At 67.5% G+C, this 14,732-nt stretch carries 12 protein-coding genes; 7 read left to right on the top strand and 5 right to left on the bottom strand.

What is annotated here, in order from left to right; translation table 11 throughout:
• Positions 1-205: 205 nt before the first annotated feature.
• The 5 genes from zwf (at position 206) to eda (ending at position 6,202) form a co-directional block, all read left to right on the top strand.
• Positions 206-1,642 (top strand): glucose-6-phosphate dehydrogenase, encoded by a 1,437-nt coding sequence (zwf, locus tag GOC52_RS08155; protein WP_010484333.1) that lies wholly within the window; start codon positions 206-208, stop codon positions 1,640-1,642.
• Positions 1,639-2,646, top strand: coding sequence for a glucokinase (glk, locus tag GOC52_RS08150; RefSeq protein ID WP_010484331.1), 1,008 nt, complete (start codon positions 1,639-1,641; stop codon positions 2,644-2,646). Before zwf ends, glk begins: the two co-directional genes overlap by 4 nt.
• Positions 2,643-3,365 (top strand): 6-phosphogluconolactonase, encoded by a 723-nt coding sequence (gene pgl, locus GOC52_RS08145; RefSeq protein ID WP_191851114.1) that lies wholly within the window; start codon positions 2,643-2,645, stop codon positions 3,363-3,365. Before glk ends, pgl begins: the two co-directional genes overlap by 4 nt.
• Before the next feature lie 58 nt (positions 3,366-3,423).
• The gene (gene edd / locus GOC52_RS08140) at positions 3,424-5,340 is read left to right on the top strand and encodes a phosphogluconate dehydratase (RefSeq protein ID WP_191851112.1); all 1,917 of its coding nucleotides are present in this window, start codon (positions 3,424-3,426) and stop codon (positions 5,338-5,340) included.
• 202 nt (positions 5,341-5,542) lie between these two features.
• Positions 5,543-6,202 carry a bifunctional 4-hydroxy-2-oxoglutarate aldolase/2-dehydro-3-deoxy-phosphogluconate aldolase gene (eda, locus tag GOC52_RS08135; RefSeq protein ID WP_043402561.1) on the top strand — a complete coding sequence of 220 codons (660 nt, stop codon included), beginning with the start codon at positions 5,543-5,545 and terminating at the stop codon, positions 6,200-6,202.
• A 295-nt stretch (positions 6,203-6,497) separates the two neighbouring features.
• Here eda and GOC52_RS08130 read toward each other — a convergent pair whose 3' ends face one another.
• From GOC52_RS08130 to ispG, 3 genes are all read right to left on the bottom strand, one after another.
• On the bottom strand, positions 6,498-7,145 hold the full coding sequence (locus GOC52_RS08130; protein WP_021202017.1) for a response regulator: 648 nt from the start codon (positions 7,143-7,145) through the stop codon (positions 6,498-6,500).
• 200 nt (positions 7,146-7,345) lie between these two features.
• Positions 7,346-8,095 carry a phosphatase PAP2 family protein gene (locus tag GOC52_RS08125; protein WP_058980273.1) on the bottom strand — a complete coding sequence of 250 codons (750 nt, stop codon included), beginning with the start codon at positions 8,093-8,095 and terminating at the stop codon, positions 7,346-7,348.
• Positions 8,076-9,341 carry a flavodoxin-dependent (E)-4-hydroxy-3-methylbut-2-enyl-diphosphate synthase gene (gene ispG / locus GOC52_RS08120; protein ID WP_191851110.1) on the bottom strand — a complete coding sequence of 422 codons (1,266 nt, stop codon included), beginning with the start codon at positions 9,339-9,341 and terminating at the stop codon, positions 8,076-8,078. Before ispG ends, GOC52_RS08125 begins: the two co-directional genes overlap by 20 nt.
• 114 nt (positions 9,342-9,455) lie before the next feature.
• On the opposite strand from ispG, the gene GOC52_RS08115 reads away from it, so the two are divergent.
• Both GOC52_RS08115 and GOC52_RS08110 read left to right on the top strand, forming a co-directional pair.
• On the top strand, positions 9,456-10,682 hold the full coding sequence (locus GOC52_RS08115) for an ATP-binding protein (RefSeq protein WP_191851108.1): 1,227 nt from the start codon (positions 9,456-9,458) through the stop codon (positions 10,680-10,682).
• On the top strand, positions 10,679-11,242 hold the full coding sequence (locus GOC52_RS08110; RefSeq protein ID WP_054171466.1) for a response regulator transcription factor: 564 nt from the start codon (positions 10,679-10,681) through the stop codon (positions 11,240-11,242). The genes GOC52_RS08115 and GOC52_RS08110 overlap by 4 nt, the downstream gene beginning before the upstream one ends.
• A gap of 21 nt (positions 11,243-11,263) precedes the next feature.
• Here GOC52_RS08110 and GOC52_RS08105 read toward each other — a convergent pair whose 3' ends face one another.
• Positions 11,264-14,161 (bottom strand): type 2 lanthipeptide synthetase LanM family protein, encoded by a 2,898-nt coding sequence (locus GOC52_RS08105; RefSeq protein WP_053442821.1) that lies wholly within the window; start codon positions 14,159-14,161, stop codon positions 11,264-11,266.
• 82 nt (positions 14,162-14,243) lie between these two features.
• Positions 14,244-14,450 (bottom strand): DUF6229 family protein, encoded by a 207-nt coding sequence (locus GOC52_RS08100; RefSeq protein ID WP_043402549.1) that lies wholly within the window; start codon positions 14,448-14,450, stop codon positions 14,244-14,246.
• Between the last annotated feature and the right edge of the window lie 282 nt (positions 14,451-14,732).

The following is a 14,732-nucleotide window of genomic DNA, read 5'->3' as shown; positions in this document are numbered from 1 at the left end:
TGGCACTATCCGATGATCGGTGCGCACCGATCTGCGTCGGCGGTGGAACGAAGCTTCCGCCGGAGCAGTGGTTTCGAATGGAACGGTCTTCCGCTACCCCGGAGATCGCCCCTGACGAACCTCGGACAGGCAGTTGCGCGGATGTCCCCCGAACCCAGCCATGAAGCGATTGACAACGATGTCACCCGGATCTGAAACTCGAGCGATGCACGACACCCTCTTCCTGTTCGGTGCCACAGGTGATCTGGCCCAGCGCTACCTGTTCCCTTCGCTGCTTCGCCTGCTTGGCGACGGCCTGCTGCCGGAGGACTTCCGCATCCGCGCACTGGCCCTGTCCGGGCATGACACCGAAGCCTTCCATGACATCCTGCGCCCGCGCCTGCAGCAGGCCATGCCGATGGCCACGCAGGACGACATCAGTGCCCTGCTGCGCCGCATCGACTACCGTTCGGTGGACCTGCGCGACGTCGACTCGGTTGCCGCCGCGGTCTCCGACCTGGTGCACCGCAAGTGCGTCAGCTACCTGGCCATCCCGCCGGGTCTGTACATCTCCACCTGCGAAGGCCTGGCCAAGGGCGGCGCACTTGCCGCACCGGCACGCCTGATGCTGGAGAAGCCGATCGGCAGCGACAGCGAGAGCGCCGAGGAGATCATCTCTACCATCGGCCAGTGGATCGACGAGGACCGCGTGTTCCGCCTCGACCACTACCTGGGCAAGGCGGCAGTGCAGAACCTGATCGCGCTGCGCTTCGGCAATACGCTGCTGGAGGCAGTGTGGAACCGCAACTACATCGAATCGGTGCACATCCTGGTGGCCGAGAGCGAAGGCGTGGATGGCCGCGACGCCTACTACGCCCGCTCCGGCGCGCTGCGCGACATGGTGCAGAGCCACATCCTGCAGCTGCTGTGCATGGTGGCGATGGAACCGCCGGCGTCGCTGGAAGCCGACCGCATCCGCGACGAGAAGGTCAAGGTGCTGCGCGCCCTGCGTCCGCTTGATGCCAAGCACGCCGCGCGTGACAGCATCCGCGGCCGCTACACCGCCGGCACCATCAACGGCCAGCCGGCACAGGCCTACCAGCCGCCGGAAGGCAGCGACGTGGAGACCTTCGCCGGTGTCACCGCGCACATCGACAACTGGCGCTGGAGCGGCGTGCCGTTCCACCTGGTCACCGGCAAGCGCCTGCCCGAGCGCACCACCCGCGTGGTGGTCACGCTGAAGCCGGTCACCCACTGGCTGTTCGAGCGCCCGCAGCGCGCGCAGGCCGCACCAAACCGCCTGGTGTTCCAGCTGCAGCCGCAGGAAAACATCGAACTGGGCCTGATGAGCAGCCTGGCCGGCCCGGAATGGGGCGCGCTGGAACTGCACCCGCTGGAGCTGGAGCTGTCGGTGCCGACCGGCCTGCACCGCCGCATCGCGTACGAGCGCCTGTTCCTGGATGCGTTCAACGGCAACCACACGCTGTTCGTGCGCGATGACGAAGTGCGCGCCGCCTGGGCGTGGATCGACAGCGTGGCCGATGCCTGGAAGGACGCCAAGCTGCCGCTGGAGCCCTACCCCGCCGGCCAATGGGGCCCGAGCAATGCGGGCGAGTTCCTGCCGCAGGGCGTGGACGCGCCGGACAGCGGAGCCTCGGCATGAGTGCCAGCTCGCAGCCGGTGCTGGTCGCCGACATCGGCGGCACCAACGCCCGCTTCGCCCTGGCCGACACCTCGCAGGACGCACCGCTGCAGAAGGACAGCATCCGCGAGTACGCGGTGGCGGAGTTCCCATCGCTGGGTGATGCCGCGCGCCACCATCTGGAACAGATCGGCGCCACCGCCAGCCGCGGCGTGTTCGCAGTGGCCGGTCGCGTTGATGGTGACGAAGCGCGCATCACCAACCATCCGTGGGTGATCTCGCGCAGCCGCACCGCGGCGATGCTCGGGTTCGACGAACTGCACCTGATCAACGATTTCGCCGCACAGGCGATGGCGATTTCACTGCTGCAGCCCGATGACGTGGTCCAGGTCGGTGGTGCCGCCTGGGTGCCGGGCAAGCCGGGCCAGCCGCGCAACTACGCGGTGATCGGCCCGGGTACCGGCCTGGGTGTCGGTGGCCTGATCCTGCGCCACGGACGCTGCTATCCGCTGGAAACCGAAGGCGGCCATGTCAGCTTCCCGCCGGGAACTCCGGAGGAGATCCGCATCCTGGAAATCCTGTCCGAGCAGTTCGGCCGCGTCTCCAACGAGCGACTGATCTGCGGCCCCGGCCTGGTCAACATCCATCGCGCGGTGTGCGAGATGGCCGGTATCGATCCCGGCCAGCTGCAGCCGGTGGACGTGACCGCCCGTGCCCTGCATGGCGATCCGCAGGCAATGCGCACCGTGGACGTGTTCTGCGCGGTGTTCGGCGCCATTGCCGGCGACCTGGTACTGACCCAGGGTGCCTGGGATGGCGTGTTCCTGACCGGCGGTCTGACTCCGAAGATGCTCGATTCGCTGCAGCACTCTGGTTTCCGCCAGCGCTTCGAACACAAGGGGCGGTTCTCTTCGATCATGGCGCGCGTTCCCTCGTTGGCCGTGATGCATCCCCACGCCGGATTGCTGGGCGCCGCCGCCTATGCAGCCGACGCCGAACGTGACGCACCTGGAGTTGCCGCATGAGTCCCACCTTCCACGACGACCGCATCGAGTTCATCAGCCACGGCGATGCCGACGGCTGGATCGAGGCAGTGGCCGCCGAGATGGCGCAGACCCTCAACCACGACATCAACGAAGTGGGCCGCGCCCGCATCCTGTTGTCCGGCGGCACCACGCCGGCGCCGGTCTACCAGGCGCTGGCCGAGTTGGACGTGCACTGGGACCGGGTGGAAGTGAGCCTGGCCGACGAGCGCTGGCTGTCGCCGCAGGATCGCGACAGCAACGCCTGGCTGGTGCGCGAGCACCTGCTCAAGCGCGCCGAAGGTGCGCATTTCGATCCGCTGGTACGGATCGGAAAGCCGCTGCCGGAATGCGTTTACACCGCCAACCTGCAGGCCCAGCACAGCCAGCCGCCGAGCCTGGTGGCACTGGGCATGGGCAACGACGGCCACACCGCCTCGCTGTTCCCGGGCTCGAAGGACCTGGTCCGCGCACTGGAAAGCACCCTGCCCTACGCGGCACTGGACGCCACCGGCTGCCCGGGCGCGAACCAGTGGCCGCTGCGCATCACGCTGACCCCGCACGGGCTGGGCCAGTGCCGCCAGCGCCTGCTGCTGCTGCGCGGCAAGCAGAAGCTGCAGGTGCTGCGCCAGGCGCTGGACAGCAACGACGCCCAGCAGTACCCGATCCTCAATGCAATCAACCTGGACGGCGCGCGCCTGCGCGTGCACTGGGCTGATTGATGTCGGCGGCGGCGCCGCGCCGCCGCTTGCCTCTCGCCACCACGAACGCCGGTAGCCAATGAGCCTCCATCCGCAACTGCAAGCCATCACTGAGCGTGTCATCCGCCGCAGCGCCGCCTCGCGTGCCGCCTATCTGGCGGCGATCGATGCCTCCCTGCGTGAGGGCCCGTTCCGCAGCCGCCTGAGCTGCGGCAACCTCGCCCACGGATTCGCCGCCTGTGGCGGCACCGACAAGAGCCGCCTGCGCGGTGGCGTGACGCCGAACCTGGGCATCATCACCGCCTACAACGACATGCTGTCGGCGCACCAGCCGTTCGAGACCTATCCCGAGCAGATCCGCGAGATCGCCCGCGAGCTGGGCGCCACCGCACAGGTGGCCGGCGGCGTGCCGGCGATGTGCGACGGCGTCACCCAGGGCCGAGGCGGCATGGAACTGTCGCTGTTCTCGCGCGATGTGATCGCACAGGCGACCGCCATCGGGCTCAGCCACGACATGTTCGACACCACCGTCTACCTCGGTGTGTGCGACAAGATCGTGCCGGGCCTGCTGATCGGTGCACTGGCCTTCGGTCACCTGCCGGCGGTGTTCGTGCCGGCCGGCCCGATGACCCCGGGCATTCCGAACAAGCAGAAGGCCGAAGTGCGCGAACGCTACGCCGCCGGCGAAGCCACCCGCGAAGAGCTTCTGGAAGCCGAGTCCGCGTCGTACCACGGCGCTGGCACCTGCACCTTCTACGGCACCGCCAATTCCAACCAGGTGCTGCTGGAAGCGATGGGCGTGCAGCTGCCGGGTGCGTCGTTCGTCAACCCGGGCACGCCGCTGCGTGATGCACTGACCCGCGAAGCCACCGAACGTGCGCTGCACATCACCGCGCTGGGCGATGACTTCCGTCCGCTGGGCCGGATCATCGACGAGCGCGCGATCATCAACGCGGTCATCGCGCTGATGGCAACCGGTGGGTCGACCAATCACACCATCCATTGGATCGCCGTGGCACGCGCCGCCGGCATCGTGCTGACCTGGGACGACTTCGACGAGCTATCGCAGCTGATCCCGCTGCTGGCCCGCGTCTATCCGAACGGCGACGCCGACGTGAACCGCTTCGCTGCGGCCGGCGGCCCGGCGTTCGTGTTCGGCGAGCTGATCAAGGCGGGCCTGATGCACGGCGACCTCGTGAGCGTCGCGCGTGGCGGCATGGCCGACTATGCGCGCGAGCCGCAGCTGCGCGACAGCCAGCTGGTCTATCTGCCGGGCCTGGAACGCAGCGCCGATGACGAAGTAGTGCGCGGTGTCGACAACCCGTTCGAACACCAGGGCGGCCTGCGCCTGCTGCGCGGCAACCTGGGCAAGTCGCTGATCAAGCTGTCGGCGGTGAAGCCGCAGTACCGCACGATCGAAGCACCGGCGGTGGTGGTGGATGCACCACAGGTTTTGAACAAGCTGCACGCCGGTGGCCTGCTGCCGCAGGATTTTGTGGCGGTGGTGCGATACCAGGGCCCGCGTGCGAACGGCATGCCCGAACTGCATTCGCTGGCGCCGCTGCTGGGCCTGCTGCAGAACCAGGGCCGGCGTGTGGCACTGGTCACCGACGGCCGCCTGTCCGGCGCCTCGGGCAAGATTCCGGCGGCGATCCACGTGACGCCGGAAGCGGCGCGCGGTGGCCCGCTGGCCAAAGTGCGCGAAGGCGACATGATCCGCCTGGATGGCGAGGCCGGCACGCTGGAAGTGCTGGTGGATGCGGCGGAATGGGCAGCACGTCCGCTGGCGCCGAACACCGCGCCGGCCGCGCATGACCTGGGCCGCAATCTGTTTGCGATCAACCGTCGCGTGGTGGGTCCGGCGGACCAGGGGGCGATTTCGATTTCGTGTGGGCCGGCGGCGGCCGATGGTGGGCCGTGGGATTACGACGCGGAGTACGAGCTGGGGCATGATGCCGCGGCGGCGGCGGCACCGCATGAGGCGAAGGACGCCTGAAGCGAAAAGCCGCGGCAGGCTTCCCGGCCTGGGCAGAGCGCCCTGGCCGGGACACGCCGTAAACCCATCCATTGGGGCTCGATCGCGGCATCCATGCCGCTCACGGTCCCGGCCAGGGCGCTCTACTGCCCTTGGACAATTCCCGGCGCGTCATCTGCGCTGCGGCCACTGAATCAAGAAGAGCAAAGGCAAGGGCAAAAGCATGGGTATCGAACAACATCAGGTGAAGGCGGCGGAGCTGTTGCATGCGGCGGGCATCCTGCCGGTGGTGACGATTCATACGCTGGACCAGGCGCGGGCGGTCAGTGCGGCGCTGCTGGAAGGTGGCCTGCCGGCCATCGAGCTGACGCTGCGGACACCGGTGGCGATGGAAGCGCTGGCGATGCTCAAGCGCGAGCTGCCGGATGTGGTGGTGGGCGCGGGCACGGTGCTGACCGTGGAGCAGATGCAGCAGTCGATCGATGCGGGCGCGGACTTCCTGGTGACGCCTGGTACGCCGCCGGCGCTGGCCGATGCATTGGCCGCTGCGCCGCTACCGGTGGTGCCGGGTGCGGCCACGCCGACCGAGCTTCTGTCGCTCTATGCGCGCGGCTTCCGCGTGTGCAAGCTGTTCCCGGCCACGGCCGTGGGTGGCCTGGCGATGATCAAGGGCCTGGCCGGCCCGGTCGCCGACCTGAAGCTGTGCCCGACCGGCGGCATCACCGAAAACACCGCCGCCGAGTACCTCGAGCAGAAGAACGTGGTCTGCATCGGCGGTTCGTGGATGGTGCCGGGCAACTGGATCGCCAATGGCGAATGGGACAAGGTGCGCGCCAGCGCCACCGACGCCGCCAAGATCATCAAGCGCGTGCGCGGCCACTGACAAGAGGATCGGGGTCAGAGCCCTTTCCCGTCGGGAAAGGGATCCGACTCCAAGCTACGAGCGCGCAAAGCGCGCGACCCGCTCCCGCTCTTCCTTCTTCATTCCGCGGTGGACGCGCACGGAAACTGTCCGTGGCCGGGCGGATGGGTTGTGCAGGGGCGTGAGCCGCATGGATGCGGCGACCGAGCTTACAGGGACGTACTTGCAGCGTCCCCTGCTCAACCCATCCGCCCGGCCATCCCCCAGAATCCAACCGAACCACCACCGCGAGGGGCTCAGCCGTTGGCCGAATCCCTTACAGCGGCCGTGCCGGATCCACCAGCCCGTATTGGCTGGCCATCCGCGCCAACGCGATGTTGTCGTGGATCCCCATCTTCTCGAACAACCGCGCCTTATGCGTGTTCACCGTCTTCGCGCTCAGGCTCAGACGGCGGGCGATGTCTTCCTGGCGCAGGCCCTGGGTCAGCAGCAACGCCACTTCCAGCTCGCGCGGCGACAGGCTGTCGAACGGCGAACCGTTGCCTTCCACCGTCGACAGTGCCAGATTCTGCGCGATGCTGGTGCCCAGGTAGCGGCGCCCACCTGCCACGTCACGCACCGCGCGCAGCAGTTCCTGCGCATCACAACCCTTGCCGATATATCCGGCCGCGCCGGCTTCGAGCAGCCGCTTCGGCAGCGGGCCATCTTCCAGCACCGACACGATCACTACGCGGGTGTTGCGGTGGCTGCGCACGATGCGCTCGGTCACTTCCATGCCGCTCACACCCGGCAGGTGCAGGTCACACAGCACCACATCCGGCAGCAGCTGGCGGACTTCACGCAGCGCGTCTTCGCCGGTCTCGGCTTCGCCCACCACCTCGATGTCGGCTTCCCCCGACAGAATCATCTTCATCCCGGTGCGGACCAGCGCGTGGTCATCCACCAGGTAGACTCGAATCGTCATTCACGTACCTCTTCGAATGCGGCCATTGCAGGTCAAGCTAGGCAGGGTGCCGATACCCTGCAAGCGCGTTCGGAATGCGGCCCCGGCAATCTGCCTTGCGCATCACAGTACCGCGCGTTGTGCTTGCCCCCTGTCTTGCAGAACCTGCTGCAACGAAACAACTGATCTATCACGTAGACGTCCCGCGCGGGGCATCCACGTCAATCCCCCTGTGATGATGCTTCGCTGGCCTTCGCTGGCCGCGTGCCATGATGCCGCCAAGGGTGCCGGCGACTGAACATGACCAGATAGCACCCTACCACCCAAACCAGCGCGGCACACCATCCGGCCAGGATATCGGAGGGGTAATGCACCCCCAGATAGACCCGGGAGACGCTGACCAGCAGGCTGAATGCCGGTGCCAGCAGCAGCACCGGCCAGCGCCAGCGAGTGTTCCAGGCCAGCAGTACCAGGGTCACCGCCAGGGTCATCGAGCCCATCGCGTGGCCGCTGGGAAAGCTGAACGTCGATTCCGGCGCGATCGATTCCCACAGGCTGGGGCGCTGGCGCTGGAAGAAGTGCTTGCTGCCCATGTTCAGCAGCGCCGAGCCGACGAAGCTGACCGCCACGAAGGTGGCCTCGCGCCAGCGCCGGTAGCCCAGCAGCACGCCGATGATCAGCACGTCGGCCGGGATCAGGAACCACTCATAGCCCAGTTTGGAAATGAGCACGAAGAAGCGGTCCAGCAGTGGCGAGTGCAGGCCATGCATCTGCCACAGCAGCGGCGCGTCGAAATGGAACGATTCAAACTCGTGCACCTCGTCCGCCAGGGCGACGAAGCCAGCCAGCGGCAGCAGCACGCCGCCGAACAGCAGGACCAGGCGCCAGGCATTGCGCGCCATCCAGTGGCGGAAACCGGAGGCGGACTCCGGTGCAGCGAGGATTGCAGGCTTATCCGGCGCTTCGGACATACGTGTGTTCGACGTAATCGTCGATCAGGGCGACGAACTCCTGGGCGATGTTGTCGCCGCGCAGGGTCACCTTCTTCTCGCCATCGACAAACACCGGCGCTGCGGGTGTTTCGCCCGTGCCCGGCAGCGAGATGCCGATGTTGGCATGGCGCGACTCGCCCGGCCCGTTCACGATGCAGCCCATCACCGCCAGGGTCATGTTCTCCGCCCCCGGGTGGTGGATCTTCCACAGCGGCATCTTCTCGCGCACGTGGTTCTGCACCACCTTGGCCAGCTCCTGGAAGAACTCCGAGGTGGTGCGGCCGCAGCCCGGGCAGGCCGTGACCAGCGGCGTGAAGGCGCGTTGGCCGGTGGTCTGCAGCAGTTCCTGGGCGACGATCACTTCCTGCGTGCGCGACTGGCCCGGTTCCGGGGTCAGCGAGATGCGGATGGTGTCACCGATGCCTTCCTGCAGCAGCACGCCCAGCGCCGCCGACGACGCGACGATGCCCTTGCTGCCGATACCGGCTTCGGTCAGGCCCAGGTGCAGGGCGAAATCCGAGCGCTGGGCCAGGTCGCGGTATACCGCGATCAGCTCCTGCACGCCGCTGACCTTGGCCGACAGCACGATGCGGTCGCGCGGCAGGCCGAGTTCCACTGCCTGCTCGGCCGAATCCAGCGCCGAGCGGATCAGCGCCTCGCGCAGCACGCGACCGGCGTCCCAGGGCTGTTCGCGCAGGTTGTTCTCGTCCATCAGCTTCGCCGCCAGGGCCTGGTCCAGCGAGCCCCAGTTGGCGCCGATGCGCACCGGCTTGTTGTAGCGGATCGCGAACTCGATCAACTGGGCGAACTGCAGGTCCTTCTTCTTGCCGAAGCCGACGTTGCCCGGGTTGATGCGGTACTTGGCCAGCGCTTCGGCACACGCCGGCTCGGCGGTCAGCAGCTGGTGGCCGTTGTAGTGGAAGTCACCGATCAGCGGCACGTCGATGCCCATCATCGCCAGCTTGTCGACGATGCGCGGGATCGCCGCAGCGGCTTCAACGGTGTTGACGGTCAAACGCACCATTTCCGAACCCGCACGCCACAGCTCGGCCACCTGCTTCACGCTGGAGGCCACGTCGGACGTGTCGGTGTTGGTCATCGACTGCACCACCACCGGCTTGCCTCCACCTACGGTGACCCCGCCGATCTGCACGGCGTGGGTCTGGCGGCGGGGCCAGGAGGTGGCATCGGAGGGGGGAGTCGGGCGGGTGACGGCGTCGTGCATGGGCGCATTCTACCGCCCGCTCCCGCATTCCGGGTGACTCGCATTCAGCCGGCGGCACGGCTGCGGCCGATTGTCGCAGGCACGGTCACGCGTGAACGCATACGATGAGCGTGAATGACCGGTCCCGACGCCCCGTTTCTCCGAACCCTGTGCAGCCTGCGCTGGCTTGCCGTAGGTGGCCAGGCCGCCACCATCCTGGTCGCCAGCTGGGTGCTGGGCCTGCCGTTGCCCCAGCTGCCACTATGGGCCGGCGTGGCCGTGCTCACCTTGTTCAACATCTACACCCAGCTGCGCCCGGAAGCGGCCGACACCGCCCCGCTGACCGCATTCGGCCATATCCTGGTGGACGTGATCATCCTGACCTGGATGGTGGGCTGGAGCGGCGGCATGGCCAACCCGTTCAGTTCACTGTTCCTGATCCTGATCGCGCTGGCCGCCTTCGCCCTGCCCCTGCGCTGGGCACTGGCAGTGGCCCTGGCCTGCCTGCTCGGCTACGCCGCCAGCGGCATCTTCGGCCAGCCGCTGCCGGACGGCTATTTCCGCGCGCAGGACCTCAACCGCTGGGGCGTGGTCGCCAATTTCCTGATTTCCGCCGCAGTGGTGCTGGCCTTCTCCACCCGCCTGGCACTGGCGCTGCGCCAGCGCGAACTGGAACTGTCGGCGCTGCGCGAACGCTTCGCCCGCAACGAGGGCATCGTCGCCCTGGCCACCCATGCCGCGTCGGTGGCGCACGAACTGAATACACCGCTGGCCACCATGACCCTGCTCGCCGACGACGTGGCCGAGCGCAGTGAAGAGCCGGAAGTGCGCGAGGACATGGAAACCCTGCGCGAGCTGCTGGTGCAGTGCCGCGAGCGTGTGCTGGCGCTGGCCGCACCGGCCTCGGCCGATGCACCGGGGCGCAGCCACTCCAGCGCGCAGCAGGTACTGGAACAGTGGCGCCTGGTGCGGCCGACCATCGACCTGCACCGCAACGACGATGCGCCGCTGCGGCTGCCACTCGACCCGGGCGTGGGCCATCTGCTGATGGTCCTGCTCAACAATGCCGCTGATGCCGGCGAACAGGCCGGCCGGCCGCGCGTGGACCTGGACCTGCGCATCGAAGGCGACGACCTGATCGGCGAAGTCCGCGACTACGGCCACGGCTTCGACGCCCGCGCCGCGGTGCTGCCGGGCAAGCTGTTCGGCAGCAGCAAAAGCGAGGGCATGGGCGTCGGCCTGGCCCTGTCCCATGCCACCATCGAACGCCTCGACGGCGAGATGTGGATGCGCCCGGCCCAGGGGGCCGGCAGCCGCGTCGGCTTCCGCCTGCCGCTGGCCCTACGCGAGGAAACCCCATGAGCACCTCAACCCTCGGCCTGCTGGTCGACGACGACGAGCTGTACCTGCGTACCCTGCAGCGCAGCCTGGCCCGCAAGGGGCTGGAAACCCAGACCGCGCAGGACGCCGCCAGTGCACTGGCACTGGCCCGCCAGCATCCGCCGGCGTTCGCGCTGATCGACCTGAAGCTGGGCAGCGATTCCGGCCTGGCACTGATCCAACCACTGCGCGCGCTGCGCGCGGACATGCGCATCCTGCTGGTGACCGGCTACGCCAGCATCGCCACCGCGGTGGAAGCAATCAAGCTCGGGGCCGACGACTACCTGCCGAAGCCGGCCACGGTACCGATGATCCTGCGCGCCCTCGGCGAGGAAGATGACGGCCCGGCCGACGATGGCGAAATGGAAGTGCCGGACGCGATGACGCCGATCAGCCGCCTGCAGTGGGAACACATCCAGCAGGCGATGCACGAGACCGGTGGCAACGTATCGGCGGCCGCACGCCTGCTCGGCATGCACCGGCGTTCGCTGCAGCGCAAGCTGGCCAAGCGACCGAGCCCGGAACGCGATCCCAGCCGTTGATCGCGGCCGGCCCCGTCCGGCTCAGACCTCGGCCAGCACCGCTCGGTCCTGCGCGGTAATGGAACGCGATGCCGGTGCATCGACCCGGGCCACTGTCGTCTCCTGCAGCAACGGCGACGGCAGCGCGCAGGCCGGATGCATGCGCAGGAAACCATAGATCGCACCTGCCAGGCCGATCATCAGGCCCGGAGTGAAGGCCGCGCGGGTCAGTCCGCCGACCATGCCCTGGTGCTCCTCGATTGAAGAAACGATCTCGATGGCCGCCTCATCCTGCGGATAGGGACATCCCTCCGGATCCAGCGCAGCCGCCAGCACCAGCAGCTCCCGGGTGGACACATCGCCGTGGCACAGGGTGTGGCTGAACCCCCATTTGCCGCGCGCGTCGGCCACAGCCCGCCGCATGTCACGCAACTGCGCGGGATCGCCGGTGCGGGCATACAGATCCGCCGCCGCCAGACCGATTCCAACGCTGCCATGGCACCAGGTCGGGAAGTTCTTCTGCCCATCCTGCAGGTGGATGTCACGCCAGTGCCCGGTATGCGGTTCGAACAGCGCCGCCTGGAACGCAAACGCTCCTTCGGCCAACTGCCGCCAGGCCGCTCGCTCAGGCACGCTGCCGGCATCCGAACGCGCCAGCCGTGCCAGCGCCCAGCCCATGCCCATCGCACCGTGGCCGAAGCCACCGATCGGCTCTCGGAACTGTGGCGTCGGCCAGCGTGCGCCGTCGGCATCGACGATCGCCGCTTCCTGCATGCGACGCCCCGCTGCGGCGGCCAGCTCCAGCCAGCGTGCGTTCCCGGTAGCCGCGGCCAGCGACAGCAACGGCAGGATCATGCCGGACACGCCATCAATCAGTTCGAACTTTGTCGCCTCCTGGAAGCCGCGACGCTCTGCGGCTTCCGCACAACGTTCCGCCAGCACCAGCAACGCCGGTCGCTGCAAGAGGTCGTGCAATGCCAGCAATGTCCATATCTGTGAACCGGTTCCGACGAATCCACCATCGATCTCGGCGGGGTGCTGCTCACACATGGTCTGGAACACCGCAAGGGCGCCATCGATGGCCGGGCCCAGCCCCGCTACCGGGTCGGCACGCCCCTGCTCCACTTCCCGGTGGTAAGCCGCCAATGCGAATGCAATACCTCCCAGCCCGAAATACAGGTCGGGCTGCACCGGCTGGACGGTCCATCCGGTACGGGTCACCTCGGGGGTGATCCAGGTCATCGAACCGTCCTCACCATGCACCGCCAGCCGCAGCAGGCTCTCCACCGCGCGCGCGGCCAGCGTACGACGGCGCGCGTCCAGGTCGTCCGCACGCGGATGCTGTGCGGCATAGCTGTAGCCGGATCGAGCCTCGGCGCGGGCCAGCGCATGCTGGTTCAGGTCGGTGGCCACCAGCGTGCTGCGGATGGTCACGTCTTCCAGGTCGATGCGCATCGCACGCCAGTTGTCGGCGATGGAGCGGATGCGCGCTGCGTCCAGCTGCGAAGTGAAGATCGGAATGTCACCGTGGCGCAGGTCATCCACTTCGCTACGGACGGTGTCCAGGTCCGATGGCGCAGCCGGTGACACCGCTGCATTGCGCACCAGCAGATCGATCGCGCGTTCAACCGCCTGGGCTTCGTTGTGCAGCGAGGCTGGATGCCAGAGCATCCGCCCGAGCTCTGCGTAGGCCATTGTCGGCCGCCGCACGTCGCGCACCTGACAGCCTTCGAAAGCCGCCAGGAGTGGCATCAGTTCGCCCTTGGCATCGAGCGCGCGCAGGCGCCCACTGGCGTCGATGAAGCCCTCGCTGATGTGGTCCCAGTACAACGACACATCGGGCTGCGCGCTGGGATGATTCTGCGCAACGGAGACCTCGGCCTCGACCATGCCCAACCGGGCCGGTTCCGTCCCGCCCTCGACAATCACCGGCACCTGCACCCGCGGCTGCTCGCCCGGCAGTGCGCCGGCTGCAGACAGATCCACGCCTTCCATGCCCAGGCCGGCAGTACGGAACGGCACGATTCCGGTACGCAGCACTGAATTGCGCATCAGCTTGACGGCGGTGTCGTACGCATCGCCAAGTCCTGACGGCTCGATTTCGATTACCCGGGAGAACACGCTTTCGGCGTCGATCACAACCGGCACCGGCCCGACCGCGATCAGGTTCTCCAGATGGATGTCGGTGCCACCCACCAGGCGCAGGATCGCCAGCCAATGGCCAAGACCGCGATAGTAGGCACGCAGTTCAACGTCATCGGCACAGTAGCGGTGCGCGGCGAAGGCGGCCCAGCCGTGGCTGCCACGATCAATCACCTTCGGCACGCATACGCGGTCAGGGCCGTCACCGAAGAGAGTGCACAACAGGCCGTCGAGCGTCGCATCGATGCGCAATGAGCGTGGCTTGTACATCACCGTGCCGCCTTCGAACTGCAGCCGTGCCACAGTCCGGCCGCCACCATGCAGGTCACCCCGTCCCAATGCAACGGCATGCAGCGTGCCCGCCGGCGCGCCCAGCAACCCTGCCAGCGCCGCACGATCACTTCCGATGCGCACAGCGAGCTCCACCACCGCCGCACATTGTCCTTCGAGCATGCGCGTCAGGCGCGGCAGCAGCACCGGATAGCGTCGCTGCAGATGCGTACGGAAGCCCTCGCTCGTGGCCAGGGCAACGAATTCGTCCAGCGCACCCGCACTGCCCAGCGGGCCGATGTCACCACTGCGTGCAGCGGCGTGCAGTTCCAGCAGCAGCACGCGGTTGAGCTTGAGCTGGGCATGCTCACGCAGCGCCGCGTCGCCCTGCGCGTGCAGCAGTTCGCGCTCACCGGGCTGCAGCGCAATGGCAGGGTCATGCAGGCCAGTCGCCAACGCGGCGCGCGCATGGGCAAGGAAATGTTCGGTGATGCGCGCAAACGCAGCCGCAGCCGGAGAAGCGGTCATTACGCCCCCTGCAAGGTATCGGGAAGTCTGTTCCAGTCGCCGGCACGCAGCTGCATGCCTCTGCGTGCCGGCTCGGGTTACATCAGCAACACAGGCAGTGGTTGATCACCGATACCGTGGTGGTGCACTCGTTGGTGCCCCCGGTGATCATGGTGTCCGAAGCTCCGGTGAGGGCCGCTTCGGTGGCTGCCGCACCGTAGATGAACAGCGAACCCGCAGGGTTGGCGCACCCATCCACATCGTCCGCGCCGTTGAGCCAGCCGGACACAACATCGTCATTCAGATCCATTCGCAATCTCCTGTCATTCACAACATGAGGCGTTGAGAACGTGGATCGATTCCACGTTCCTTCGGATACGGCCAGTCCCTGGCATCAACATCATGCTGCGAGCGATACTGGATGACAGGTACAGCCGCCCGTGCACACTGCATTGGCACGCAATGCACAGTCAAGCTGCGCTGCGGCAGGCACGCGGAAGCGCGGCATGTGCAGCACGGAAACAGGACGGAATGAGTGGCCGCGCAGCCTTCATGCGCGACCGGATCGAAGGCAACCGGAGAGACATGGGAT

Source organism: Stenotrophomonas sp. SXG-1 (assembly GCF_014083965.1).
GTDB classification, from domain to species: domain Bacteria; phylum Pseudomonadota; class Gammaproteobacteria; order Xanthomonadales; family Xanthomonadaceae; genus Stenotrophomonas; species Stenotrophomonas geniculata.
Note: the sequence above shows the minus strand (reverse complement) of the source record. Positions and strands in the feature narration are given on the sequence as shown.